Source organism: Candidatus Chloroploca mongolica, assembly GCF_004762035.2.
Lineage (GTDB): Bacteria > Chloroflexota > Chloroflexia > Chloroflexales > Chloroflexaceae > Chloroploca > Chloroploca mongolica.
On the sequence record NZ_SIJK02000011.1, the window covers coordinates 19,241 to 43,529 of the forward strand.

At 57.6% G+C, this 24,289-nt stretch carries 21 protein-coding genes; 12 read left to right on the top strand and 9 right to left on the bottom strand.

Features of this window, described 5'->3' with window-relative positions; all coding sequences use genetic code 11:
* Window positions 1-63: 63 nt before the first annotated feature.
* Window positions 64-1,560, bottom strand: a complete 1,497-nt coding sequence (locus EYB53_RS08045; protein ID WP_135477693.1) for an aldehyde dehydrogenase family protein — start codon at window positions 1,558-1,560, stop codon at window positions 64-66.
* Window positions 1,561-1,730: 170 nt separating this feature from the next.
* Here EYB53_RS08045 and EYB53_RS08050 point away from each other — a divergent pair, with 170 nt between their 5' ends.
* On the top strand, window positions 1,731-2,408 hold the full coding sequence (locus EYB53_RS08050) for a Uma2 family endonuclease (RefSeq protein ID WP_135477694.1): 678 nt from the start codon (window positions 1,731-1,733) through the stop codon (window positions 2,406-2,408).
* 84 nt (window positions 2,409-2,492) lie between these two features.
* Here EYB53_RS08050 and EYB53_RS08055 read toward each other — a convergent pair whose 3' ends face one another.
* On the bottom strand, window positions 2,493-4,046 hold the full coding sequence (locus EYB53_RS08055; RefSeq protein ID WP_135477695.1) for an acyl-CoA carboxylase subunit beta: 1,554 nt from the start codon (window positions 4,044-4,046) through the stop codon (window positions 2,493-2,495).
* Between the two features lie 41 nt (window positions 4,047-4,087).
* Window positions 4,088-4,822 carry a WecB/TagA/CpsF family glycosyltransferase gene (locus EYB53_RS08060; protein WP_254150967.1) on the bottom strand — a complete coding sequence of 245 codons (735 nt, stop codon included), beginning with the start codon at window positions 4,820-4,822 and terminating at the stop codon, window positions 4,088-4,090.
* A gap of 314 nt (window positions 4,823-5,136) precedes the next feature.
* Between EYB53_RS08060 and aspS the strand changes: the two genes are divergently transcribed.
* The 3 genes from aspS (at window position 5,137) to EYB53_RS08075 (ending at window position 8,901) form a co-directional block, all read left to right on the top strand.
* The gene (aspS, locus tag EYB53_RS08065; RefSeq protein WP_135477696.1) at window positions 5,137-6,897 is read left to right on the top strand and encodes an aspartate--tRNA ligase; all 1,761 of its coding nucleotides are present in this window, start codon (window positions 5,137-5,139) and stop codon (window positions 6,895-6,897) included.
* A gap of 280 nt (window positions 6,898-7,177) precedes the next feature.
* Window positions 7,178-8,164: a roadblock/LC7 domain-containing protein gene (locus EYB53_RS08070; protein WP_135477697.1), complete on the top strand. Its 987-nt coding sequence runs from the start codon at window positions 7,178-7,180 to the stop codon at window positions 8,162-8,164.
* Between the two features lie 2 nt (window positions 8,165-8,166).
* Window positions 8,167-8,901 (top strand): PIG-L deacetylase family protein, encoded by a 735-nt coding sequence (locus EYB53_RS08075; protein WP_135477698.1) that lies wholly within the window; start codon window positions 8,167-8,169, stop codon window positions 8,899-8,901.
* On the opposite strand, the gene selA is transcribed toward EYB53_RS08075, so the two are convergent.
* From selA to EYB53_RS08100, 5 genes are read right to left on the bottom strand one after another with little or no spacing between them, the layout of a single operon-like run.
* A complete protein-coding gene (gene selA / locus EYB53_RS08080) occupies window positions 8,898-10,310 on the bottom strand; it encodes an L-seryl-tRNA(Sec) selenium transferase (RefSeq protein WP_254150968.1) in 1,413 nt (470 codons plus the stop codon). The two genes, EYB53_RS08075 and selA, sit on opposite strands and share 4 nt — an antisense overlap.
* Window positions 10,291-11,634, bottom strand: coding sequence for a putative sugar nucleotidyl transferase (locus tag EYB53_RS08085; protein ID WP_135477699.1), 1,344 nt, complete (start codon window positions 11,632-11,634; stop codon window positions 10,291-10,293). Before EYB53_RS08085 ends, selA begins: the two co-directional genes overlap by 20 nt.
* Window positions 11,635-11,637: 3 nt before the next feature.
* Window positions 11,638-12,831 carry a gluconeogenesis factor YvcK family protein gene (locus EYB53_RS08090; protein ID WP_135477700.1) on the bottom strand — a complete coding sequence of 398 codons (1,194 nt, stop codon included), beginning with the start codon at window positions 12,829-12,831 and terminating at the stop codon, window positions 11,638-11,640.
* Window positions 12,832-12,863: 32 nt separating this feature from the next.
* Window positions 12,864-14,006 (bottom strand): phosphohexomutase domain-containing protein, encoded by a 1,143-nt coding sequence (locus EYB53_RS08095; RefSeq protein ID WP_135477701.1) that lies wholly within the window; start codon window positions 14,004-14,006, stop codon window positions 12,864-12,866.
* On the bottom strand, window positions 14,003-15,376 hold the full coding sequence (locus tag EYB53_RS08100) for a phosphomannomutase/phosphoglucomutase (protein ID WP_135477702.1): 1,374 nt from the start codon (window positions 15,374-15,376) through the stop codon (window positions 14,003-14,005). The genes EYB53_RS08095 and EYB53_RS08100 overlap by 4 nt, the downstream gene beginning before the upstream one ends.
* A 275-nt stretch (window positions 15,377-15,651) precedes the next feature.
* Between EYB53_RS08100 and greA the strand changes: the two genes are divergently transcribed.
* From greA to EYB53_RS08130, 6 genes are read left to right on the top strand one after another with little or no spacing between them, the layout of a single operon-like run.
* Window positions 15,652-16,125 carry a transcription elongation factor GreA gene (gene greA / locus EYB53_RS08105; RefSeq protein ID WP_097654940.1) on the top strand — a complete coding sequence of 158 codons (474 nt, stop codon included), beginning with the start codon at window positions 15,652-15,654 and terminating at the stop codon, window positions 16,123-16,125.
* A 49-nt stretch (window positions 16,126-16,174) separates the two neighbouring features.
* Window positions 16,175-17,647, top strand: coding sequence for a lysine--tRNA ligase (gene lysS, locus EYB53_RS08110; RefSeq protein WP_135477703.1), 1,473 nt, complete (start codon window positions 16,175-16,177; stop codon window positions 17,645-17,647).
* A gap of 15 nt (window positions 17,648-17,662) precedes the next feature.
* Window positions 17,663-17,878 (top strand): hypothetical protein, encoded by a 216-nt coding sequence (locus EYB53_RS08115; RefSeq protein ID WP_129670353.1) that lies wholly within the window; start codon window positions 17,663-17,665, stop codon window positions 17,876-17,878.
* The gene (locus EYB53_RS08120; protein ID WP_254150969.1) at window positions 17,878-18,282 is read left to right on the top strand and encodes a type II toxin-antitoxin system death-on-curing family toxin; all 405 of its coding nucleotides are present in this window, start codon (window positions 17,878-17,880) and stop codon (window positions 18,280-18,282) included. The genes EYB53_RS08115 and EYB53_RS08120 overlap by 1 nt, the downstream gene beginning before the upstream one ends.
* Window positions 18,279-19,277 carry an NAD-dependent epimerase/dehydratase family protein gene (locus tag EYB53_RS08125; RefSeq protein ID WP_135477704.1) on the top strand — a complete coding sequence of 333 codons (999 nt, stop codon included), beginning with the start codon at window positions 18,279-18,281 and terminating at the stop codon, window positions 19,275-19,277. Before EYB53_RS08120 ends, EYB53_RS08125 begins: the two co-directional genes overlap by 4 nt.
* Complete coding sequence (locus tag EYB53_RS08130; RefSeq protein ID WP_254150970.1) at window positions 19,267-20,631, top strand: lysophospholipid acyltransferase family protein; 1,365 nt, start codon at window positions 19,267-19,269, stop codon at window positions 20,629-20,631. The genes EYB53_RS08125 and EYB53_RS08130 overlap by 11 nt, the downstream gene beginning before the upstream one ends.
* Before the next feature lie 265 nt (window positions 20,632-20,896).
* Here EYB53_RS08130 and EYB53_RS08135 read toward each other — a convergent pair whose 3' ends face one another.
* A complete protein-coding gene (locus EYB53_RS08135) occupies window positions 20,897-21,754 on the bottom strand; it encodes a tyrosine-protein phosphatase (protein ID WP_167857309.1) in 858 nt (285 codons plus the stop codon).
* Window positions 21,755-22,226: 472 nt separating this feature from the next.
* Here EYB53_RS08135 and EYB53_RS08140 point away from each other — a divergent pair, with 472 nt between their 5' ends.
* Both EYB53_RS08140 and EYB53_RS08145 read left to right on the top strand, forming a co-directional pair.
* Window positions 22,227-23,342 (top strand): substrate-binding domain-containing protein, encoded by a 1,116-nt coding sequence (locus tag EYB53_RS08140; RefSeq protein ID WP_135477706.1) that lies wholly within the window; start codon window positions 22,227-22,229, stop codon window positions 23,340-23,342.
* A 48-nt stretch (window positions 23,343-23,390) separates the two neighbouring features.
* Complete coding sequence (locus EYB53_RS08145) at window positions 23,391-24,266, top strand: ABC transporter substrate-binding protein (RefSeq protein WP_205712609.1); 876 nt, start codon at window positions 23,391-23,393, stop codon at window positions 24,264-24,266.
* Window positions 24,267-24,289 lie beyond the last annotated feature (23 nt).

Genomic DNA, 24,289 nt, shown 5'->3' on the forward strand with positions numbered 1-24,289 from the left:
GGCCACAAGGCCCCCTTTGCGTTGCTGCTTTTTAGTAGGCTGTGAACAACGTTTCCTGGTATGTTAGTCGGCATTATCAATCTGCGCCCGCTGCAGGCTACCACTGTAGTCGACATAGACGCTCTTCCACTCGCTAAACACATCAAGCATTGTTGGCCCCGCCTCGCGGTGGCCGTTGCCGGTCGCTTTCACTCCGCCAAAGGGCAGGTGGATCTCGGCGCCAATCGTTGGTGCATTGATATAGACAATGCCTGCTTCGAGTTCGTGCATTGCCCGGTAGGCTGCATTGATGTCGCGGGTATAGATTGACGAAGAGAGCCCATACGCAACATCGTTGGCGACGGCAAGGGCTTCATCAAGGCTCTCGACCTCGATGACACTCAAGACCGGCCCAAAGATCTCCTCGCGGGCAATGCGCATCGTCGGACGTACACCTGTAAAGATCGTCGGCTGCACAAACCAACCGTTGGCATACGATCCTTCGGTGAGCCGGTTCCCCCCACAGCACAGCGTCGCCCCCTCGGCCTTGCCCACCTCGATATAGCCAAGCACTCGCTCGAGTTGCGCCTCATTGACCAGCGGCCCCATCTCGGTCGCGGGGTGCAAGCCGTTGCCAACGCGCAACGCCTGCGCACGGGCTACCAGGCGCTCGATCAAGGTCGCGGCAACCTTGCGATGGACAATGACGCGGCTAGTCGCCGTACAGCGCTGCCCTGTCGTGCCAAAGGCCGCCCAGACGACGCCCTGCTCGACCAGATCAAGGTCGGCATCGTCCATGACGATCAGCGGATTCTTGCCACCCATTTCGAGGCTGACCCGCTTGATCTGCCTGGCGCCCAACTCGTAGACCAGACGCCCAACTTCGGTGCTGCCGGTAAAAGAGAGCACTGGCACATCGGGATGCTCGACCAGGGGCTGACCGGCACTCGGCCCGTGGCCGGTCACAATATTGACGACCCCCGGCGGCAAGCCTGCTTCAACGAGGCACTCGACCAGGTTAAAGGTACTGATTGATGCATCTTCACCGGGTTTGATCACCACCGTATTGCCACAGACGAGCGCAGGCAACATCTTCCACGACGCAATCGCCATCGGGAAGTTCCACGGCGTAATCATGCCAATCACGCCAATCGGCTGGCGCATACTCATCTGAAACTTGTTGGGTAACTCTGACGGCGTGGTGACCCCGTGCATCCGGCGTCCCTCACTGCCGGCGTATTGTGCCATACCGATGGCTTCAACAATATCGCCGCCCGCCTCAAAGAGCGGCTTGCCCATTTCACGGGTCAAATCGTGGCTATAGCGGTCTTTGCGGGCCAGGAGCAGATCGGCAGCCCTCAGCAAAATCTCGCCGCGGCGAGGTGCCGGCACCTTGCGCCAGGTTGCATAGGCCGCCTTGGCCGCAGTAACGGCGGCCTCAACATCATCGGCATTGCTATCCTGAAAGATGCCGACGACATCAGCGGTATCCGCCGGATTGCGCCGCTCAAACGTCTTGCCACCCAGACTCGGCACAAACTCCCCATTAATAAAATTCATGAACAGACGCGCCTCAGACATCCTTGTCTCCTTCTTCTTCAAACGAGCCTGGGTCTATGGTACCATATGGTCAAAGCTCAAAAATCAACCCTAACATGTGACTGCTGGCGACTATGCCGCGAGCAGCCACATGACCCTTGCCCCATTCTTTAGGCCTGCGATAGCAAGCATGGAACAAACGAGGCTTCCCGATGCGTGTTTCTCCACCTGAACAAGCGTTATTAGATCAATTGCTGCATTCACCACGTTTACCCGTTGTTGCCCAGCAGCTCGAGGCGATGCTTGCTGAGGAACGAGCGAAGCGACAACAGTTCATTGATGCGATTAGTGAAGCTGAAAAAGCCGAGTTTATTAATGGAGAGAAGATCGTGCATTCCCCAGTACGTTTACGTCATAATATTACTGCAAAGCGTCTGCTGATTTTGCTTGACACCTATGTCGGCAAGCACGATCTCGGGTATGTTGGCTATGAAAAGATGATGATCTCGCTGACACGCAATGACTATGAGCCGGATATCTGTTTCTTCAAGGCAGCGACTGCGAGCGGATTTGAGCCTGATCAGATGCGTTTTCCGGCTCCAGATCTGATTATCGAGGTTCTTTCGCCATCAACGGAAGCCAATGACCGAGGCGTGAAGTTTGATGACTATGCGGCTCACGGGGTTGATGAATACTGGCTGCTTGATCCGGTAGCCGAAATCATCGAGCAGTACTGGCTCGTTGATGGGCAGTACGAACTTGCCATCAAAGCACGCTCAGGGGAGATACGCAGCATTGTACTCAGTGAGTTTGTTCTTCCAGTGCGGGCGCTTTTTGATGATGCAATCAACCGTGAAACGCTGCGTAGACTCCTGCAAGGAGAAGGATAAGGATGCTTTACTTTGTCTCAAGCATCCTTGCGCACAAAAAGCCAGCGTCGCTGGCTTTTTGTGCGCAAGGCGGTGTTTGGTGTTCTAAAGCGGAATATTGCCATGCTTGCGCGTAGGCATACTCTGGCGTTTGGTGCGGGCGATCTTGAGGGCTTTGATCAGGGCGGGGCGCGTTTCGCGTGGTTCAATGACCGCATCAATGTACCCGCGCTCGGCGGCGACATAGGGGTTCGCAAAACGGCTCTGGTAATCATTGATGAGTTCGGCAAGGCGCTGCTGCGGATCGCGTGCTTCGGCAAGCTCTTTGCGGAAGATAATGCGGACAGCGGCATCCACGCCCATCACGGCGATCTCGGCAGTCGGCCAGGCAAAGTTGAAGTCGGCGCGGATATGCTTCGAGGCCATCACGTCATAGGCCCCGCCATAGGCTTTGCGGGTAATCACGGTCAGTTTGGGCACCGTCGCCTCACAATAGGCATAGAGCAACTTGGCACCGTGGCGAATAATGCCGCCATACTCTTGCTGCGTCCCCGGCATAAAACCCGGCACATCGACAAAGGTCAGCAGGGGAATATTGAAAGCGTCGCAGAAGCGCACAAAACGCGCCCCCTTGACTGAACTATCAATATCGAGGGTACCTGCCATCTGCATCGGCTGGTTGGCCACGACGCCGACGACATTGCCATCGAGGCGGGCAAAGCCAATCACAAGATTGCGTGCCCAGTAGGGCTGCACCTCAAAGAAGAAGCCATCGTCAACCACGGCTTCGATCACGCTGACCATATCGTAGGCTTTGCGCGGATTATCAGGAACAATCGTCTGCAACGCCTCGTCCATGCGCTCGGGATCATCTTCGGGGGCCTGGTAGGGCGGATCTTCCATATTGTTCGAGGGCAAGAACGAGAAGAGCAACCGCATCTGTTCGAAGCTATCTTCTTCGCTATCGGTGGCAAAATGAGCCACACCACTGCGCGAATTGTGCGTCATCGCGCCGCCAAGCTCCTCAAAGCCGACCTCCTCACCGGTGACCGTTTTGATGACATCGGGGCCAGTAATAAACATCTGGCTAGAACCTTTGACCATCATAATGAAGTCGGTCATAATCGGCGAATAGACCGCCCCACCGGCACACGGCCCGGCAATAATCGAGAGTTGCGGAATCACCCCACTACTCAAGACATTGCGGTAGAAGATCTCGGCATAACCCCCAAGACTCACCACACCCTCTTGAATACGTGCGCCGCCCGAGTCGTTGATGCCAATGCAAGGCACACCCATGCGGAGGGCAAGATCCATCACCTTGCAGATCTTCTCGGCAAACACCTCGCCGAGACTCCCGCCAAAAATCGTAAAATCCTGGGCAAAGACACAGACCGGGCGTCCATCAATGGTGCCATGGCCGGTCACAACGCCATCACCAAGCGGCTTGCGGCGTTCCATACCAAACGCAGCGGTGCGATGGACAGCAAACGCATCAAGCTCTACAAAAGAACCCGGGTCAAGCAAGAGATCGATGCGTTCACGGGCCGTCTTTTTGCCACGCTCATGCTGCTTCTCGATGGCCTGGGGATCACCGGTCTGGGCTTTTTCGCGTCGTCGGCGTAGCTCTTCGATCTTTTCTGCGGTCGTCTGTGACATCAGGATACTCCGTGAACATACGAGGGTTTGCACCCTCCAACCTAATAAGCAGTAGACACGACACGCCAGCAAAAATAGGGGACGGCATCAACGATACGTCGCCAGCGACGTGGCTGGGAAACAAGACGATAGAGCCATTCTAAACCAATCTGGCGTATCCATGCGGGCGCAAAAGGCACCCGTCCGGCAAGATAATCAAAGACACCACCGACCCCCACGGCGACGGGAACCTGGAGAATCGGTTGATTACGGGCAACCCAGAGATCCTGTTTGGGGTGACCATAGGCCACCAGCAAGATATCAGGGCGAGCGGATCGGATTACCTGTTGCAAGAAGGGCTCGTGGCGCGGGGCTGGCGAACCCGCCACACAGCCGACAATCGTCAGGCCAGCGTAGGTTGCCCGCAAGACCGCAGCGGCCTCTTCGGCAACCCCGGGCGCCGCGCCAAGCAAAAAGAGCCGATACCCTCGTTCAGCGGCGAGTTGGGCGAGGCGATGGGTGAGCCTGACGCCGGTCACGCGACCGCGCAGGGGCGTCCCAAGATAACGTGCGGCGAGCAACACCCCGATGCCGTCGGGGGTACAGAGATCGGCCTGAGCAAGCACCTCGGCAAAGCAAGGATTGCGTGCGGCCTCATTGATAAATTCAGGGTTGACCGTACAGATCTGGTGGGCACCTCCGCTTTCAAGCATCGCGGTAATCCGCGTGACGGCCTCTGATTCAAGCACATCGTCAATCGTTACGCCAAGGATCTGCACTCGTCGTGAATGAGTCAAGACGTTTCTACCTTCATCTTCATCAGCCCTCTAGCGTGTGTCTTAACTGGCGTTTTGACCAATTAGACAAGGTTCGTAGGCACTTGACAGGTTGCTCCCTACGTAGTGCCGACTTCAGTCGGTTGAGGCCGACTGAAGTCGGCACTCCAACGGTCATGCAAGCATACCCCATTCTGAAACATGCCTTAAGACACGACTCTTGAGGTTCGCAGGCCCCAACACCCTCGCCGGAGGGCGAGGCCCGGCTGGCATAATTATAGCGTATCCTTGCCCGTGTTATAATGAGGATTGTTTCGGTAAAAAGAGGAGAGTCTATGTTTCGCTCGCACACCTGCGGCGAGCTGCGCACTGAGCATATCGGCCACGAGGTAACTCTGGCGGGGTGGGTGCATCGCCGCCGCGATCATGGTGAGTTGATCTTTCTCGATTTGCGCGACCGCTATGGCATCACCCAGGTCGTTTTCGATAGCATTACGGCAATGGCCCATAAAGTGGCCGAAGAGTCGCGCTCTGAGTATGTCCTGCAGATTCGTGGACGTGTACGCGCCCGTCCGGCTGAGGCTGTGAACCCACACCTTGGGACTGGAACCATCGAAGTTGAGGCCCTCGAAGCCCAGGTTCTCAATCCTTCGCGCACCACGCCGATCTATATTGCGCAGGAGGGTGGCGAAGATGAGATGATTCGCCTCAAGTATCGTTATCTTGATCTGCGCCGCGAACGCATGCAGCGTAATCTGATCTTGCGCCATCGGGTCATCAAATTTATGCGTGATTTCCTCGACGAGGAGGGTTTTCTTGAGATCGAGACGCCGATCTTGATCAAGTCAACGCCCGAAGGTGCCCGTGATTATCTGGTGCCTTCACGGGTGCATCCCGGCAAGTTCTATGCCTTGCCTCAGAGCCCCCAGCAACTCAAGCAGTTGTTGATGGTCGCAGGCTATGATCGCTATTTCCAGGTCGCACGCTGCTTTCGCGATGAAGATCTGCGTGCCGATCGCCAGCCCGAGTTTACGCAGCTTGATATGGAGATGAGTTTTGTTGATCAGGAAGATGTGATCCAACTGATCGAACGCCTCTTTATTGAGCTCTGCCGCGCCGTCGTGCCCCACAAGCACGTGCCGACACCCTTTCCGCGCCTCACGTATGCCGAGGCACTGGCCCGCTATGGCAGCGACAAACCCGATCTACGCTATGGGCTTGAACTGATCAACCTGAGCGATCTGCTTATGGCAACACCGTTTCAAGTCTTTCAGCAGGCTCTCGCCAATGGCGGTGAGGTCAAGGGGCTCTGCATTCCCGGCTGTGGGAGCTACTCGCGCAAGCAGATTGATGAGTTGACCGAGTTTGCGAAGATCGGTGGGGCCAGAGGGCTCGCCTGGGCGATTGTCCCTGCTGATGGTGGCGAGGTACGCTCCTCGTTTGGGAAAAATCTGGGCGAAGGTGAAATGAGTGCCATCGTCGAACGGATGGCCGCCCAACCTGGCGATCTGCTGTTGATCGTCGCCGATCAACCGACTGTCGTGGCCGCAGCGCTTGACCGTCTGCGCCGCGAGTTTGCCCAGCGCCTCAAGCTCGCTGATCCCAATACGCTCAATTTTTCCTGGGTGCTCGACTTTCCGCTCGTCGAATGGAATGAGGACGAAGCACGTTGGGACGCTGTTCACCATCCCTTCACCGCGCCGCAAGATGCCGATATGCATCTGATGGCAACTGATCCCGGCAAGGTACGGGCCAAAGCCTATGACTTGGTGCTCAACGGGTATGAGGCAGGCGGTGGCAGCATCAGAATCCATCGCCGCGATGTGCAACAACAGCTCTTTGATCTGCTTGGCATTACCCCCGAACTGGCCCAGGCACAATTTGGGCATATGCTCGAAGCCTTTGAGTATGGCGCACCTCCTCACGGTGGCATTGCCCCTGGCATTGACCGCATCGTGATGATCCTGGCCGATGAAAGTACCATCCGTGAAGTGATGGCCTTCCCCAAGACCCAGCAGGCCGTGGATCTGATGACGGCAGCCCCGTCACCAGTCGACGAGCGGCAACTCAAAGAATTGCATATCAACCTGCGTTAGCATCGATGCTATGTAACGGCGGCTGTTGGGGCACGGCGCCGCCATGCCCCAAACCCCAGTTTTTGGTTCGTTTTGGCGGCTTCGCCGCCAAAACGAACCAAAAAAATCTCGTGGAGCGGCGAAGCCGTTCCGCACCCCACCGCCGGAGGCGGACGTTGCATCAGCCCTGGCACGGCACTGCCGTGCCCCGACACTCAGAGTGCGTTATACTACCATGACAAGATGCGGGCGTTGACCCGTTGTCTGACAGGGTTCGTTCGTGATCCCAGGGGTATGCCATATGTTGAAGCGCATTCTGATTGTTGATGACGATCCCCATATTCGCCGGATCGTTGCGATGGCGCTCACCGATGATTCACCGTATGAGGTTCATGCGGTCTCTTCAGGTGAGGCAGCGCTGCTGGCAATTGCACGCCAGCCTGTCGATCTGCTCTTCACCGATATTCGGATGCCAGGGATGAGTGGGCTCGAACTTGTTAAGCATGTGCATGAACTCGATCCCAAGACAGCGGTGATTGTCTTTACGGTAAGTCCCGAAGATCTGACGCCTGAACGAGCCGCTGAACTCCAGATTGATTGCTTGCTCGAAAAGCCGATTTCACCTGAACGGATGCGGCTTGCCGTCGATCTTTTGCTCGATCCAATCAAGCTCTTGCCTCGCCCGTCGCAGCGCCTTGGCACCGAGGGTACGCCCCCCCCGGCCCCTGCATCGACGCACCATTCTGCTGCGCCACCTCAACCACCAGCACCAAAAATGCCCCCACCTTCATCCACGCGACCACTGTCGCCTCTCCCCAAACGATCAGGCGATCAGGGTGCACCGGTGACGATGCAACTCCCGACCGGGCGCCCGAGTTGGCGGGGGCGTACGTATTCGAGTGCGCAGATCCACGCGATGCGGCTGGCCCTCAAAGAGATCGTGATGGAGCCAGATGTCCAGTGTGTGCTGCTGGCCGATATCAGTGGCATTGTGCTTACGCATTGGAGCCGACGACGCGATATTAATGTCACGGCTGTTGCGGCACTGGCCGCTGGCAATACGCAGGCGTTTGCCGAGATCGGGCGCAATCTTGGGCAGCGCCAACTGGGACATCTGGTGATTCACGAAGGCCCCGAGCAGAGTATCATTATGGTGACCGTTGCCAAGCTTTTGTTGCTGATTGCCATTGGTCCGACGGTCTCGCTGGGTTGGGCCCGCCTGGCGACCCTGCGTGCCTGTGACGAAATTCTACACGTTGTCCGTGATGGTTCAGATAAGGAGCATTGAGTATGACCAGTCCCGCTGATGAGCGACGCACCGTTCTGGCTGTTGTCGCCCATCCCGATGATGCCGAATTTAGTTGTGGGGCCACCCTCGCGGCCTGGGCGCAAGAAGGGTGGGAGGTGACCCTGGTGGTCTGTACGGATGGCAGCGGGGGCGGGCCTGATGATGCCATTGATGTGGGTTCAGCAGAGCGCCGTCGGATCAGTAACATTCGCAAAGCTGAACAATGCGCCGCAGGCGAGGTGATGGGCCTCAAGGAGGTTGTCTTTCTCGATTACCCCGATGGGATGCTCGAACCAAGTCTTGCGCTGCGCCGCGATATTGTGCGGCAGATCCGCCGTACCAGGGCCTATCGTTTTGTCTGTCAGTCACCTGACCGGGTTTGGACGCCGGGGTATGTGATTGGACGCTACCATCCCGACCATCTGGCCTCCGCCCAGGCGAGCCTGGCAGCGGTCTATCCGGCAGCTCAGAATGGCTGGGATTTCCCCGAGTTACTGGCCGAGGGCTTGCCCCCGAGTCGCGTCAAAGAACTCTTTGTCGTGGGGGCGCCGCATCTCAATTATGCGGTTGATATTTCAACGACCTTCGAGTTGAAACTCGCGGCTCTGCGCTGCCATGTGAGTCAGCTTGGCACCGATCAGGCGGAACTGGCTGAACTGATCCGCCAGTGGGCCATTGAACGCGGCGAGCCCTTCGGCCTGCCGATGGCCGAAACCTTTCACCGCGTCGAGAATTAGCTCGCGTCAACTACCCGCGTCACCAAGGCGTCGGTTTCGTCTTCACCAACGGTGCGCAGATCAAAGAGGATCTGCGCGTCGCTGATGCGCGCAATGACCGCAGGCTCGCCAAGGCGCAGACGTTGCATCACTACTTCGGCCCCGACCGGCCCTGGCAAGACGGCGACGCCAACGCTTGCCAGGGTCTCGCCGGGCAACGAGCCTCCGCCGATTGCGCTGCGACACGGCGTAACGCTGGCGGCGATGCCCGCCGCTTGCAGCGCTGCGGCGAGCGCCTCGGCACGCGCCTGGAGGCGGGGCAAGGGGGCGCTGATCATCTGCCACACGGGGATCTCGTTGAGCGCCTGCCCGCGGAGGTAGCTGCGCAAGGTGGCTTCGAGGCCTGCAATCGTCGTCTTGTCGAGCCGCAGCGCACGGGCGAGAGGATGCCGCCGCAGTTGGTCGATCAAGGCTGTGCGGCCTACCAGCAGCCCCGCCTGTGGCCCGCCAAGCAATTTATCACCGCTGAAGGTCACGAGATCAGCTCCGGCTGCGACACTCTCTTGCACCATCGGCTCGGGGGCAAGGCCAAAGGGAGCGGTCGGCAAAAGGGTACCACTCCCGAGATCGTCAACCAGAGGCACCCCGTGGGCCTGTGCGACGGTCGCCAGGTCAGCGAGGCTTGCCTCGTGAACAAAGCCAAGTAGGCGAAAATTGCTACTATGCACCCGCAACAGCATCGCGGTGCGCTCAGTGATGGCTGCGGCATAGTCACGCGCATAGGTGCGATTGGTTGTGCCAACCTCAACGAGCGTTGCCCCACTCTGGCGAAGGACATCGGGGATGCGAAAGCCGCCCCCGATCTCGACAGCCTGGCCGCGTGAGACAATCACCTCGCGCCCGGCAGCCAGCGCAATCAGCGCCAGATAGACGGCGGCTGCATTATTATTCACCGCCAGCGCCGCCTCGGCCCCGGTCAACCGGGTCAGTAGGGCTTCAAGGTGAACATTGCGGCTTCCACGTTTGCCAACAACGAGATCATACTCAAGATTGGTATAACCAGTCCCAACCTCGTGCATTGCAGCGCGGGCCGCCGCACTGAGCGGGGCACGTCCCAGGTTGGTCTGAATAATCACCCCGGTCGCATTGATCACCGGGCGCAGACTGGGGCGAAGTTCGGTTGTTATGCGTGCGATGACCTGTTCAGCCAGGGTACGCAACAATACCTCGGGAGGCGCGGCCTCACGTTCTTCCCCAGCCTGTAAGCGTCCACGCAGATCATCGAGTTCGGCGCGCACCGCCTCACGCAGCAACTCGCCAGGCCACGTCGGATCAGCCTTGGCCCGCACCACCTGGAGCAACCGATCAACACTGGGCAGATCACGTCTGGTCAGCATCAACGCCTCACTCTCAGCCAGCAATGGCATCATGCTCAGCCTGGGCCAGGGCACGGGGCGAAGCATATTCACGCCGTGAAACAGGGGCCTGAGCGACGGCGCCACGGCTCGCCCGGGTCAACTCAAAAGCCGCCCGCAGCAACGCTTCGTAATCAGAGGTCAACTCGCGCTTGCGCCGTCCCATCACCGTGCGTGTGACGCTAATCATGCCATCAATGCGATACTCGCGCAGCGTATCGCCACCCCAGGTGAAATGGGGAATATTTTTGGGAATGTTCTGCGATCCAAAAACATTGCTTCCTGTGCCGATCATCGTGCCGCCATTGAGCAAAAGGCCAATCCCGAGTTTCACATGATCGGCGAGGAACATCCCGAGCTTGATCACCCCACTATCAAATGGTCCAAGATCTTCGAGGTTGACCCGAATATTGCCATAATTATTTTTCAGATCGCTATTGGTGGTCATCGCCCCAATATTGACCCATTCACCGAGCCAGGAATGGCCAAGAAAGCCATCGTGATGTTTATTGCTATAGCCCTGGATAATGCTCGCTTCGACCTCGCCCCCGATGCGGCAAACCGGGCCAATCGCCGTTTCGCCGCGAATCCGAGCACTGGAAATCAGGCTCCCCCGGCCAATATAGGTTGGCCCCTGCAGAAAACTAAAGGGTTCGATATGGGCCTCGGCCTCGATAAAGATCGGGCCATCACGGGCATCCAACACCAGCGGCCCATCGAGGCGGGCGCGTGGATCAACATAGACCCGTTCGCCGCGCACCACCACATTTGGCATCTCGGTCGTGAGCAACGGCAACCGTTGGGCGAGGAGCGGCAGATCGCGCACCAGTTGCTCACCCGACTGATTGATCAGATCCCAGGGAAAGCCAAGCAGCAGGGGCGGCTTATCGGGGCCAAGATCATGCACCCGCGCAAAGCGCAGTAACTCATCACGCGCATCGCTCGTGTGCTGTGACTGGACAAAATAGAGCACAGCACTCGCCAGGGCCGGTGAGAGATAGGCTGCCAGGAGGGTATCGCCGGCGAGGTAGATCGTATTCAACGGCTCGTCCAGCAACCGGGGCAACCAGGCCAGATCGAGCGCACGGCCATTGATCAGGATGACCGGCTCACCAGCCTGAAGAAAGGCCGTCAACCCTGCGGAGGGACCGAAGCACTTCATCAAATGAGGCCGCGCCATACCCATGGCCGCTGTCTCATCGCGCCTCAACGAGCGTACGGTCGCCTCGATCCGCTCACGCACCGTATAGCCACCAATCCGCAATTCAAAGACAGGTCGGGCCTGCACAAGCGTTGCGAAGCGCTGCCACAACTCATCTTCAAAGACAATGAGGCTCATGTGTCACCCCCGGCGTAAGAGCGCAAGAATCGCCCGGCTCAACTTCTGATTATCGTGGCGCAACACACGCACCGCCCGTTGTTCGGCGGGATTATTGAGCGAAGCCGTATACTGGATCACCGACGAAGCGAGATCTGCCTCGATCACCAGGCTCCCCTCAATCATCACCCCACGGAGGCCTGCGGGACCTCCATTCGTCCCCGTCACAAGGGCCGTCTCTTCATACTCTTCAGGGGAAAGCACCACCGGCGACTGCAACGCAGCTGCATAGAGCCGATAGACTTCGGGGTCAATGCGCTGGGCATTGACCAGGACAACATCGGGGGTGAAATTCCCAAACGTCTTGATCGTCCGAATATGATCCGCCACACTGAACCCCGTAGTTCGTCCGGGCTCGGTCATCAGATTGCAGACATAGATCTTGCGCGCCTTGCTACGGACAATCGCTTCACGCAGATCATCGATCAACAGATTGGGGACAATACTCTCGAAAAGGCTTCCGGGGCCAAGGATAATCGCATCGGCCTCACGGATCGCCTCAAGGGCGAGGCGAGTGACCTGGATCGACTCAGACGTAGGGTTGCGTGCGAGGTGAAGATCCACGACGTGGCGTGGGGCAATCTGCTGATTCAAAGAGAGGTGACGCACATCAATTGAGGTACCATCGTCAAGCTGCGCCATCACCTGGATTGGCTCGGGGGTTGGCACCACATAATAGACATTCTGGGTCGCAAAGAGCCCCGAGGCACGATAGTAATACTCAACCGGATCTTGCACCGGAACAATGCAGGTCAACTGGCGCACCTGTTCGCCCATCGCGCTGAGAATCAGCATACCGGGGCCGCCCGAGAGGACGACCAACTTGGGGGGGGCATCACGGCGATACCCGAGCACCACATCATCGCTTCCATCGGTCTCACCCTGGCGGAGCGGGATAATCATCACCCCGCTCAATTGCCAGAGGCCAAAGGCGAGCACGGCAATCCCGGCCCCACTCAACAGCACCGCGCGCCAGGGGCGCGGCATAAATTGCAACGTCAGGATCGAAAAGAAGGTGGGCAGATCCTCGAGGGAACGGTAGAGATGAATGAACAGATAAGCGACACCCAGTGACAGCAGCACCACACCCACAAACGTCAGTGCCAGGGGCGCCGTCAGGTAACCGAGTGAAGCAAACCGACGAATAATATTACGCATAAAAATTGGCCTAAGCAAGCGACCTGGCTTGCTTATGGTTTGAGCAACTGTTCACGCTGGGCATCAATCAAACTACGCAGATTGCCACCACTGCGCGCAACCATCTCGATGCAGACCAGACCTGCCAGAATCGCATCAGCATACCCTGCATAGCGTCCGATAATAATTTCACCGTCGGGCGTAGCCCCAACAACTGGGCGTTGACGTGGAAGGGCAAGCAATTCAACGAGACGCTCGGCCGGATCACGCAGACCTTCGACCCGCAGACCAGTCTGTTCTTCCCAGGCCGTGACTCGCGGCAGACCAGCGAGCGGTGACGCCAGGTCGGGGGGCGGGATCACCACGGCCCCCCGTTGACGATACTGACGAGCCATATAGGTTGCGATCAAGAGCGCCGTCTCGGCAGGGTCAAGTTGCTCACCATTCTTATCAACGAGTGCCAGCGCGGTTCCATCAGCTGAAATCGCCAGACCGAGGTGCGAGTCACTTTCACGGACGAGCTTTTTCAACCGATTGAGCCCGGCCGTCAACGGTGCGGGTGTACTGCGCCCGAAGAGCGGGTCTGGTTCGCGGTTAATTTCAATCGCCCGCGTCTGCCCACTATCACTCAAGAGGGCGGGCACGACACCGGCTGCCGTCCCATTCATTGCATCAACAAAAATGGTCAGGGAGGTACGGCGGATCAGATCAAGATCAATCGCCTCACGGAGAGCAGCAAAATAGGGAAGCCGCAGATCAACCAACTGATCAGGGGGTAACGGATCAGCATGGGGAAAGAGCGGGGCAGTCACCTGGGCTGGATCTGGCTCAAGCGAAAGCTGCGCAGAACCATCGGCGAGTAGCGCAAGGCCATTGTAGTAATAGGGCCGATTGCATGCCGACACATAGAGCGCACAGTGAGCCAGATGCTCATCAAGCGCGTGATGCAGGGCGGGCAACGGCATATGCGAACTGGCGAGACTCGCCTCAACGCCGTGGGCTTGCAAGATCTCGAGGCAATCACGAGCAAAGAGCGGCCCCATAAACCGCGTATCATACGCCACGAGGCAACTCAGATTGCGGGCACCCAAGCCACGCGCCAGCGTCATTACTCGCTGACGCACCTGATCAAGGGTAAAATCCGCGCTATAGATAGCCTGCCAGGCCAATGCATACGGACGGTAACGCTGGGTCATAGGCGCCTTCGGAATTCGTCCACGACACCCATCATCAGATCGCGGATGGCCTGCGCTCGTTCCATCGTCTGGGCTTCAAAGCGATTGGTTAGCGCCGGTTCGGTATTCGAAGCACGGAGCAGGCCCCAGCCATCGCCAAAATCAACTCGTACGCCATCAACATCAATCACCGAGTTCGTGGCACGGAAATATTCGTACACATGCTCAATCACGCGAAACTTATCTTCCTCAGCACAAGGGATGCGCCCTTCGTCAATCGAAGGTAAGATCGGATACGGGGCGAGAACCTCGCGCAGGTTTGTTCCCAGTTGATGCAACGCATAAAGCAGATAGGCCCCGGCAAAAGCCCCATCATCAAAATAGTGGCCTGCTTCGGGGATAATCGTATGGCCGCTGAGCTCGCCCCCAAGAACCGCGTTCGTCTCACGCATTTTGGCCGAAAGGTTGGTATACCCTGTCTTCCACATCACTGGCGTCCCCCCCAGACTACGAATCGCCTGAGGCAAGATAGCACTGCATTTTACATCAAAAATCACTGACCCTTTGCGGCGACCAAGCAGATACGTGGCGAGGGCAATCAGGTAGCGATCGGCAAAAACGATGGTACCATCGCCATCAACAATACCGAGGCGATCACCATCACCATCGAGCCCGACCCCGAGATCAGCGTGATGGTCACGCACCGCCACGATCAACTGTTGCAGATTTTCGGCCTTGAGCGGATCGGGATGATGGTTCGGAAAGGTACCATCTGGTTCGATAAAGAGCGGGACAACCTCAAGGCCAAGTGCCTCATACATTGCCAGCGCAATGGGGCCAGCCACACCATTACCTGCATCAAGCACGACGCGGGGGCGTTTCCCGGCAAAACCGATCAAACTGGTCACATGTTGCAGATACGCCTCATCAACCGAAAGGCGGGTCACATTTCCTTTGCCCTGCACCACATCACCCGACAACGCAAGTTGCCCAACCTCCTGGATCATCTCAGAAGGGGCCGGTTCGCTCCCATATACTGGATGGGCAAGGCGCAACTTCAGGCCATTGAAGGCTGGGGGATTGTGGCTCGCCGTCACAATCGCCCCGCTATCGGCGCGCAAATGCTCGACGGCAAAATACATGACCGGCGTTGGTGCCTGCCCAATATCGAGCACATCACAGCCAGTCGCGCACAAACCATCAATCAGTGCGGCGGCAAAACGGGGCGAACTGAGCCGTGCATCGCGGGCGACCACGACACGCTGCCCGCCCCGCCGACGGATCAAGGTGCCGGTTGCCTGACCAAGCTGGGTATAGACCGCTTCGTCGAGATCCTCATCGACAATGCCACGAATGTCGTATGCGCGAAAAATCGTCTGATTCAGGCTCATGCTACTGCTCCCAAGGCAAAAGACGTGCGTTGAGATCCTAACGTAAAGGGGCGGTTCCGTCAAGGTTCTTTACAACTAGGCAGACACCCGCTATAATTGGCATATGTAACGGTTGCAAGAAGCCGGTGCTAGGCCGTGCGAGCCGTCAACACAACTGAGAGTACTGCTCTCAGTTTCTTCATTTTGCATCGCCCGGGAGCAGGGATCGCCCGAGGCGACCCTTCCATACTGTCGCTCCTATGGGCCAACGTGACAGGACTAAAGGCAGCGAAATTATGACAGACAAGCCGACATATTTGACGCGTGAGGGCCGCGTAAAGCTCGAAGCTGAGCTTGAAGAACTTTCAACGGTTGAGCGCAAGCAGGTTGCCGAGCGTATTGCCGCCGCCAAAGAACTTGGTGACATTTCGGAGAGTGGTGAATACGAGGATGCAAAAAAGTCGCAGGCCCTCCTGGAAGGCCGCATCCGCGAATTGCGCAGCCTTCTTTCACGAGCCGAGACAATTGATGAAGACCAGATCAGCAATGGCGAAGTACGCGTAGGCTCTTCTGTGACCGTACGTTTCGAAGAAGACGGTGAAGAAGAGACTTGGACGATTGTGGGCAGTGCCGAGGCAAGCCCGCGTCAAGGTCGTATCTCCAACGAGTCGCCGATCGGGGCTTCGTTGCTGGGGAAGCGCGCCCGCAATAAAGTGACAGTGCAAACACCTTCAGGTGTGATGAAACTCACCATTGTGAAGGTGCGGTAACGAACGAGATGCTGCGCGTCAGCGTTTGCTGCAGGGTAATCGTGAACTGATGGAATTAAACGATCTTCAGGCTCAGCGTGCGGCCAAACTTGAACGTCTCAAATCCGCCGGTGTCGAGCCTTATCCAACCCGCGCCCACCGTAGCCATACTCTTGCCGAGGTCATGGCTCATTTTGATACGTTGCAGGCTGAACAGGCCGAGCTTACGGTGACCGGACGCATTGTTGGTGCCCGTCGCATTATGGGCAAACTCGCGTTTGCCCATATCGAGGACGGCACGGCAACGCTCCAGCTCTGGCTGAGCCGCGCTGACCTTGGTGATCACTGGTTTGAACGTTTTCGCGACGATCTTGACACCTTCGATATTGTGCAGGCAACTGGTACGCTACGCCGGACGAAGACCGGTGAGGCGTCTCTCTTTGTGATGAGCCTGACGATGCTTGCCAAGGCACTCAACCCTCCTCCAGAAAAGTGGGCCGGGCTAGCTGATGTTGAAGAGCGCCATCGTCAGCGTTACCTTGACCTGATCGTCAATGCCGAGGTACGTGAGGTCTTTCGGGCACGGGCTGCAGCCGTGACGGCGATGCGCCGGGTGCTTGATGAGCGGGGGTTCCTCGAAGTCGAAACGCCGGTGCTTCAGCCACTCTATGGGGGAGCCGCCGCACGACCATTCAAGACCTTTCACAACACGCTTGGTCAGGAACTCTACCTGCGTATCGCGACCGAGCTCTACCTCAAGCGCTTGATCGTAGGCGGGTTCCCCGGGGTCTACGAGATCGGCAAAAACTTCCGTAACGAGGGGGTCGACCGTAGTCACAACCCCGAGTTCACCATGATGGAATGTTACCAGGCCTATGCCGATTATCATGATATGATGGATCTGGTCGAGGCGTTGATGCGAGCCATGGCAATTGCCGTGACTGGAAGCCCGCAGGCCACCTATCAGGGGCAGGTGATTGATTTCACGGGTACCTGGCCGCGACTGTCGATGACGGCTGCGCTTGTCGAACAGACCGGGATTGATATCAGTGAGGCTCATGATCTCGCAACGCTTCACCAGGCCATCACTGCCCGCACCCTCAAGGTCGAACGCAAAGAAACCTGGGCGAAACAGGTTGATGAGTTGTTCAGCGTCTATGTGCAACCCTTGCTGATCCAGCCAACCTTTATCATTGATTATCCAGTGGCTCTGTCGCCGCTGGCCAAGCGCAAGCCTGACGACCCTGCTTTCACTGAACGCTTCGAGGCTTTTGCTGTCGGTATGGAACTGGGCAATGCCTTTACCGAATTGAACGACCCCTTTGACCAGGAGCAACGTTTTCTCGATCAGGGGCGCGATTTTGCCGCCGGTGATGACGAAGCCCATCAGATGGATCGTGACTATCTGAATGCTCTGATGTATGGGATGCCGCCAACGGGTGGCCTCGGAATGGGGATTGACCGCATCCTCATGGTACTGACTGACCGTCCTAATATTCGTGAGGTCATTCTCTTTCCCCATATGCGTCGGCGCGAATCATAAGGGGAGGTGGCGTGAATGCCACGATCGTTTACGATTGAGCGTGAGAATTTGCCGGCCGTTGTGCAAGGCTGGCTTCGTGCCGCAGGGCTTGGTGAAGAGGAACTCGTTGAGTTGATCTTTACCGAGCAAGAAATTTTGCTCCGTCGCCCGATGAGCCCGCACTTGCGCGACTGGGCAAAAGGTGTGAGTGATAAGTACGACCAGGCGTTTCGACAAATTACTGGCTTGTAATGATGCACTATCTGACCAAAGATGATCTGCTTGATCTGCATGCGTATGCCGTTGAACGCTACGGTGGTCTTCTGGGCATCAAGAGCCAGGATCGTCTCCAGACCGTATTGAGTGCGCCGCAACAAGAGATGTTCGGGGCTGAACTTTATCCTGATCTGTGTAGCAAAACCGCCGTGCTTGTCTATATGCTGGTCAAGAGCCATCCCTTTGTAGGGGCAAATGATGCAACTGCATTGTTGGTTCTGTTGCGGTTTCTTGAGATCAATGGGGCCGCATTGCAGGCAGCGATCGGGGCGGCAGAACTGGCGTGGATCTTTCGGGCCTTGAATCACTCTGATCTTGATAAAGCGGGCCTCGAGCAGTGGCTGCGCGAAAGCGTCGTACAGCCTGAGGGGGCAGCATGACAAGGGTTTTGATCAATGGGATCGATAGTCACCTGGGGGCACAGGTGGCGCAGCGGCTCAGTGTTTTTCCTGAGGTGAGCATTATTGGGGTAGGACGCAAAACGCCGCCTGCACCAGTTGGCCGCGCTGACTGGCTTCTTGCCCATTTGAGCGGTTTGCAGATGGTCGAATTGCTTCGCGCCGAGGCGATTGATGTCGTTGTCCAGCTTGCCTTCGTTGAAAATGGGGCCAGTCGCGAAGAAGCTGTGCAGCAGAATGTGCTCGGCTCGATGGAGTTGCTGGGGGCCTGCGCCAAAGCTGACGTCCAGCGCGTGGTGTTGCGTAGCCATACGGCCCTCTATGGGGCGAGTCCGCTGAATCCAACGTATATCACCGAACATCGCCCGCTTGCCAAAATCAATAGCCCGGGCTGGCTTCGCGATGTCTCGGAGGTGGAACACTTTAGCGCAGAGTTTGCCGCCCGCCATCCGCAATTGTCGCTCGTGTCGGTGCGCTGTGCCCCGCTGATTGGTGATACCTCTCCTCTGGTTACCTATCTCCGGCAGCCCAACCCATCTATGCTGGCCGGATTCGATCCCTGTTTCCAGTTGTTGCATCTGGAAGATGCTGCTGCCGGGTTCGCTCTGGCAGCGTTATCACATGCACCGGGGCCATTCAATCTCGCCTCCAGCGATACCATCTGTCTTTCGCAGGCCATCAAGCTCGCCGGTGGAAGACCAAACATGGTTCTTGAGCCAGTGGTGTCGCTGGCGTTTGCGATGGGAAATCGAGCGATCCTTGGTCGCTGGCCGTTTGAGTTGAGTTTCTTACGCCATAGCTGCATCGTTGATACCTGCCGTGCCCATGGTGACCTCGGGTGGAACCCAGAGCATAGCGCAGTCGATGCGTTGATGGCCTTGCAAGCTGATGAGCCTGATCTGGCGCGTCGTGAACTGGCCGCCGAAGCCTTGCGTGCCTTTTTAGAGCGTCGGAGCGAAGGAGTGCATGATGAGTGATGACGTGCGTCAAAACCAGCGGCCTGAAGAGCAGCCTGGTGAGATCGAGGAGGAGATCCCGGTCATGAGTGCGCCTCCACCGCCTGCGCCCCGCAAGGCCGCAGCAATGGACAAACGGAATGCGCCATCTCCGCCATTGAAGCCTTCGGTATTCCTCGAAGAAGAAGAGGAAATTGTAGTGACGACACCACCTCCATCCCTTCAACGTGCGCGAACGCCGGCACCTCCTCCCTTCTGGAGTGATCGCCAGAACGATCACGCGCCTGACGATGATGTGCCGATTAGTGGGGCGAGCGCCAGCAGTCTCTATGAGAACGAGCTTGAATTGCGCAATCTTGCCGAGCAGACCAATACCAATGTGGATGCAATGGGCAAACTGGCCGCAGGCACACTCAAGTTGATTGCTGACAATATGCGCCAGATGACTGACCAGCAGATCGAGCGGGTCAACGAGATGCTGCGCGGCGTCGATCTGAAGGATTATCTCGATCCGGCCTTCTGGGAGGGCATCGGGATAATTTTACGTTATCAGGTTGATGAGCAGGTGGCCTTTATCAAACGGCGGATGAGTGGTCAGTATGTGACTGATGCGTACGGCATGGATCGCGAAATCATCGATCTTGTCCGCCCGTCACTGATGTTTCTCTACCGTACCTGGTGGCGTGTCTCGGTCGAAGGGCTTGAGCATGTGCCTGCTGAGGGTCGAGCGCTGCTGGTGGGCAACCATAGTGGTGTGCTGCCGTGGGATGGCGCGATGATTGCCACGGCGGTCGCAGAAGAGCATCCGGCCCAGAATCAGCGCCTCGTGCGTAGTATGCACCTGCACTGGTTTAGTACCTTGCCTTTTGTGTCCCCCGCCCTCGCCGCCCTCGGCCAGGTGCCCGGTCTCCCCGAAAATGCGATCCGGTTGCTCGAACAGGATGAACTGGTCAGCGTCTTTCCCGAGGGCTTGAAGGGGGTGGGCAAGCTCTTCAAAGACCGGTACAAACTGGCTCGCTTTGGGCGCGGTGGCTTTGTCCAGGCGGCGATTCGCGCTCAGGCCCCGATTGTGCCTGTGGCGGTCGTCGGTGCCGAAGAGATTTACCCGATGTTTGCCAATGCCGAGAATATAGCGAAATTGCTGGGGATGCCCTACTTCCCGTTGACCCCCTTCTTCCCGTGGCTCGGGCCGCTCGGCTTTATTCCCTTGCCAACCCGCTGGAGCATTACCTTCTGTGAGCCGCTGCGCACCGATATGTATGACCCTGCGGAAGCTGATGATCCGCTGACTGTGCTTGGCCTCTCAGAACTGGTGCGGACGACCATCCAAGAGACGATCGATCGTCGCCTCGAAGAACGCTCCTCGATCTTTTGAGTCCTCGTTCTCCCAAAACATCCACCAAACGCACCCAAAAAATGCCAGTTCATGCTGGTATTTTTTGGGTGCAAAACACGCCTTAGAGGCTGTCTGAAAAGGCGACGGTTTGCCTCGGAGTGCCGGCTTTAGCCGGCTAAAGCCGGCACTCCAAGGGTACACCATGTACCGTTGAAGAGGCCACATTGTCACCCTGAGGATCACATGGCCCGTGGGCCACTTGGTACTCAGCAAGACAGAGCGCTACCTTGCAGCGTCATTGGTATCACTCGAGGAGAGCAATGCGTAGCTGCGCCAGATCCTCCTCTTGCAAACCAAGCCCCTCACGGACATAGGCATCAAATGAGCCATAGATCCGGTCAATGGTGGTAAACGCCGTCTGCAAGTAGGCAACTTCAACCCCAAGAAGCTGGCGCACGAGGCTCGCTGCATGCTCGCCACGGGTCAGGCGAATCAACGCTAACTCACGCCGCCGTGCGCTGATGGTATACTCATTCGACCGCAAATAGTCGGCCAGAATCGTGTCGCCAGGTACACCGAGCAAGTGCAAGGTGAGTGCTGCCGCAAAACCCGTGCGGTCTTTGCCAGCAGTACAGTGAAAGAGCAACGGTGCGCCCTCAGTCGTCTGGACGGTCTGAATAAATTGGCGAAATGACGGTGTAAAGCAGGTAATAAACTGTTCGTTGGCTTCGCTGAGCAGCGCAGCGGGATCAATGCCATCGAGGTCGCCGCGCTCAAAACGTTCGCGGAGATCAGCCATCAGGCTGCTCGTTTCTTCGAGAATGGGAATTTCGACGACATTGATGCCATGATTGGCTGGCAAGCGGTTCGGTTGCCGTAAACGCTCGGCCTCGCTGCGCAGATCAATCAGGGTGACCAGGCCCAGTTGCATCAGTACTTGCTGATCCCGACGGCTCAGATGGTACAGGTGATCGGAACGATAGAGCGCCCCCCAGCGGACCCGACGCCCGTCGTGGGTATGATAGCCACCCAGATCGCGCAAATTAGCGGCACCGGCAAGCTTGATGCGTCGGTGAGCCTCGCGACGCTCAGGCGGCATAGCTGCCGGATGAGTGGCCAGACGCCTCCGCCCCCGGTTGAACTTGTGAAGGAGCAGACCCATAACTGCCAACCCCATGCTCAAAACAGTTGTAGAACGGAGCAATGTGTGCATGGTGATGTCCCGATTTGTTGTCTGATGTTGCTTCATTCTACCATTGTACCAGTTTACCGGTAGATAAGGCACAGGGCCGACTGTAGGGCGATTGCATCTTCCGTGTATGCACCCCGCCAGGGCACCCCTTGCGGGTGCCCTGGGCACCCGCAAGGGGTGCCCCTACAGGGCCGGGGGCTGGGCCCGGTGTACGGGCACCCGCAAGGGGTGCCCCGTTGTTGCCGGGGGCCGCCGTTTGCGACGCTCGTTGCATGCACATGCTGCCAAATAGAGCGTATTTTTGTATCCGATTTCGTATGATGCAATCGCCCTAGGGTAGATTGGGTGCATGTTTGGTAGCGAAACCGCCAAACATGCATTCAATCTGTGGTATGATTGACACTGTTGTCACTATGATATCTATGCCAATGATGGTGCCTCAATGGAGTGGTTACACCTCGACCGCCATGCTGACGAACCAATGTATCGGCAGATTGTGGCTCAGGTCAAAGCAGCGTGTGCGCGTGGTCAGTTACGGCCAGGTGATCGTTTGCCAACGATACGCGTCCTTGCCGAACGCCTCGGCCTGCATCGCAATACGGTGCTGCTCGCCTATCAAGAACTGAGCACCCAGGGCGTGATCGAAAGCCGCCCTGGGCGCGGGGCCTCTATTGCTGAACCCGTCCGCTCACCTGAGGCAGCCGTTCGTCTCCAGGCAACGGTTGAGACCCTGGTGCGCGATGGCCTGGCTGCTGGTATCAGCATCGAGGTTCTGACTGCGCTGGTACGCGAAGAGGGTGAGCGCTGGCGTCCTGCGCCGCTCGCCACACGGCAAGCGGTGACAGGACACGAGCGACATATCCGCTTCGAGGGGAGTCACGACTTCTCGCTTGATCTGCTCGGGCGCGAGTTGCACAAACTCGATCCTGGTCTTGACCTGAAATGGCAGGCGGTGGGGAGCATGGCTGGGCTGCGGGCACTCGTAAATGGCGAAGCCGATCTGGCGGGGATGCATCTGCTTGACCCCATCACGGGAATCTACAATCAAGCGGCGATCGCGGCGCTTGCGCCTGCTGGCACCATTCAACTGATCACCCTGGCCGAACGCGAGCAGGGCTTGATTGTCCGCCATGGCAACCCCTTTGGACTACGCAGTATCGCAGACCTAGCCCAGCCAGGGCTACGTTTTGTCGCACGTCAGCCAGGATCGGGAACCGCCGCACTCTATCACCACCTGCTCACCCAGGCTGGTCTCGCACCTGGCCTGCTTGAGCCTCCCGTTCGCACTGTGACAACCCACCTTGCGGCAGCCGCAGCGGTTGCCTCGCACCGTGCCGATGTCGCCCTGGGCCTGCATACTGCGGCAAAAGCTATGGATCTCGCTTTTATCCCCTTAACCATCGAACGTTATGACCTTGCTGTGCGCACGAGTGATATGGATACCCCGTGGTTTGCCTCATTGCTCGAAACGCTCGTAACACCTGCATTGCATTCTGCCATTCAGGCGCTGCCCGGATATGATGCGATGCATACGGCGTGGATGCCTCATATGCCGTAGGCCACCAACCGCCGATGGAAGATGCTTCGATTGAAAGTGAGAAGTCTCTTGAGAAACGTCATTCACACAGTAGTCGCAGTGATCATGCTGGGGGCGCTGGTAGCCTGTGGTACGGCACCGCAAGTTACCCCTGCAGAACCTGCAGCACCACAGGTGTTGCGTCTGGCGACAACAACCTCCACCGCCGACTCGGGTCTGCTCGAGGCGATCCTGCCGGATTTTGAAGCGCGCTTCAATGCACGCGTCGAAGTGATTGCGGTTGGCACAGGCCAGGCTCTAGCGCTTGGGCAGAGTGGGGATGTTGATGTGGTGCTGGTGCATGCTCGTGCCCGTGAAGATGCTTTTGTGGCTGAGGGCTATGGCGTTAATCGTCGCGATGTGATGTATAACGATTTTGTGGTGGTTGGCCCTGCGGCTGATCCAGCCGGGATTGCGGGCATTGCAACCGCGGCTGAGGCCTTCGCGATGATTGCCGAGACGGGGTCGCTGTTTGCCGCACGGGGCGATGACAGCGGGACATCAACCGCTGAACTGGGCATCTGGCGATCAATCGGAATTACACCGACCGCTGAATTGAACTGGTATCGTTCACTCGGGCAAGGCATGGGTGAAACATTGATTACCGCAAACGAGCAAGAAGCTTATACGCTCACTGATCGCGGCACGTTCCTTGCGATGCGTGACAGTGTGCCTGACCTCACGATCCTGGTTGGTGGAGCGACGGTCGCCGAGAATCAGGATCCGCGTTTGCGCAATCCGTATGGCGTTATCCCCGTCAACCCAGAACGACACGAAGGCATTCAGGCGACCCTGGCTGAAGAGTTTGCGGCCTGGCTCACCTCACCCGAAACGCAGGCGATGATTGGTGAGTATGGTACCGAGCGTTTTGGGCAACCGCTCTTTTATCCTGCAGCAACGCAATGAGTCTGTGAACGAGGTCTGGTTGC

Bases quoted from the DNA above. Each gene is read 5' to 3' on its own strand.
- EYB53_RS08045 (WP_135477693.1), bottom strand. From the start codon at position 1,560: ATGTCTGAGGCGCGTCTGTTCATGAATTTTATTAATGGGGAGTTTGTG.
- EYB53_RS08050 (WP_135477694.1), top strand. From the start codon at position 1,731: ATGCGTGTTTCTCCACCTGAACAAGCGTTATTAGATCAATTGCTGCAT.
- EYB53_RS08055 (WP_135477695.1), bottom strand. From the start codon at position 4,046: ATGTCACAGACGACCGCAGAAAAGATCGAAGAGCTACGCCGACGACGC.
- aspS (WP_135477696.1), top strand. From the start codon at position 5,137: ATGTTTCGCTCGCACACCTGCGGCGAGCTGCGCACTGAGCATATCGGC.
- EYB53_RS08070 (WP_135477697.1), top strand. From the start codon at position 7,178: ATGTTGAAGCGCATTCTGATTGTTGATGACGATCCCCATATTCGCCGG.
- EYB53_RS08075 (WP_135477698.1), top strand. From the start codon at position 8,167: ATGACCAGTCCCGCTGATGAGCGACGCACCGTTCTGGCTGTTGTCGCC.
- selA (WP_254150968.1), bottom strand. From the start codon at position 10,310: ATGATGCCATTGCTGGCTGAGAGTGAGGCGTTGATGCTGACCAGACGT.
- EYB53_RS08085 (WP_135477699.1), bottom strand. From the start codon at position 11,634: ATGAGCCTCATTGTCTTTGAAGATGAGTTGTGGCAGCGCTTCGCAACG.
- EYB53_RS08090 (WP_135477700.1), bottom strand. From the start codon at position 12,831: ATGCGTAATATTATTCGTCGGTTTGCTTCACTCGGTTACCTGACGGCG.
- EYB53_RS08095 (WP_135477701.1), bottom strand. From the start codon at position 14,006: ATGACCCAGCGTTACCGTCCGTATGCATTGGCCTGGCAGGCTATCTAT.
- EYB53_RS08100 (WP_135477702.1), bottom strand. From the start codon at position 15,376: ATGAGCCTGAATCAGACGATTTTTCGCGCATACGACATTCGTGGCATT.
- greA (WP_097654940.1), top strand. From the start codon at position 15,652: ATGACAGACAAGCCGACATATTTGACGCGTGAGGGCCGCGTAAAGCTC.
- lysS (WP_135477703.1), top strand. From the start codon at position 16,175: ATGGAATTAAACGATCTTCAGGCTCAGCGTGCGGCCAAACTTGAACGT.
- EYB53_RS08115 (WP_129670353.1), top strand. From the start codon at position 17,663: ATGCCACGATCGTTTACGATTGAGCGTGAGAATTTGCCGGCCGTTGTG.
- EYB53_RS08120 (WP_254150969.1), top strand. From the start codon at position 17,878: ATGATGCACTATCTGACCAAAGATGATCTGCTTGATCTGCATGCGTAT.
- EYB53_RS08125 (WP_135477704.1), top strand. From the start codon at position 18,279: ATGACAAGGGTTTTGATCAATGGGATCGATAGTCACCTGGGGGCACAG.
- EYB53_RS08130 (WP_254150970.1), top strand. From the start codon at position 19,267: ATGATGAGTGATGACGTGCGTCAAAACCAGCGGCCTGAAGAGCAGCCT.
- EYB53_RS08135 (WP_167857309.1), bottom strand. From the start codon at position 21,754: ATGGGTCTGCTCCTTCACAAGTTCAACCGGGGGCGGAGGCGTCTGGCC.
- EYB53_RS08140 (WP_135477706.1), top strand. From the start codon at position 22,227: ATGGAGTGGTTACACCTCGACCGCCATGCTGACGAACCAATGTATCGG.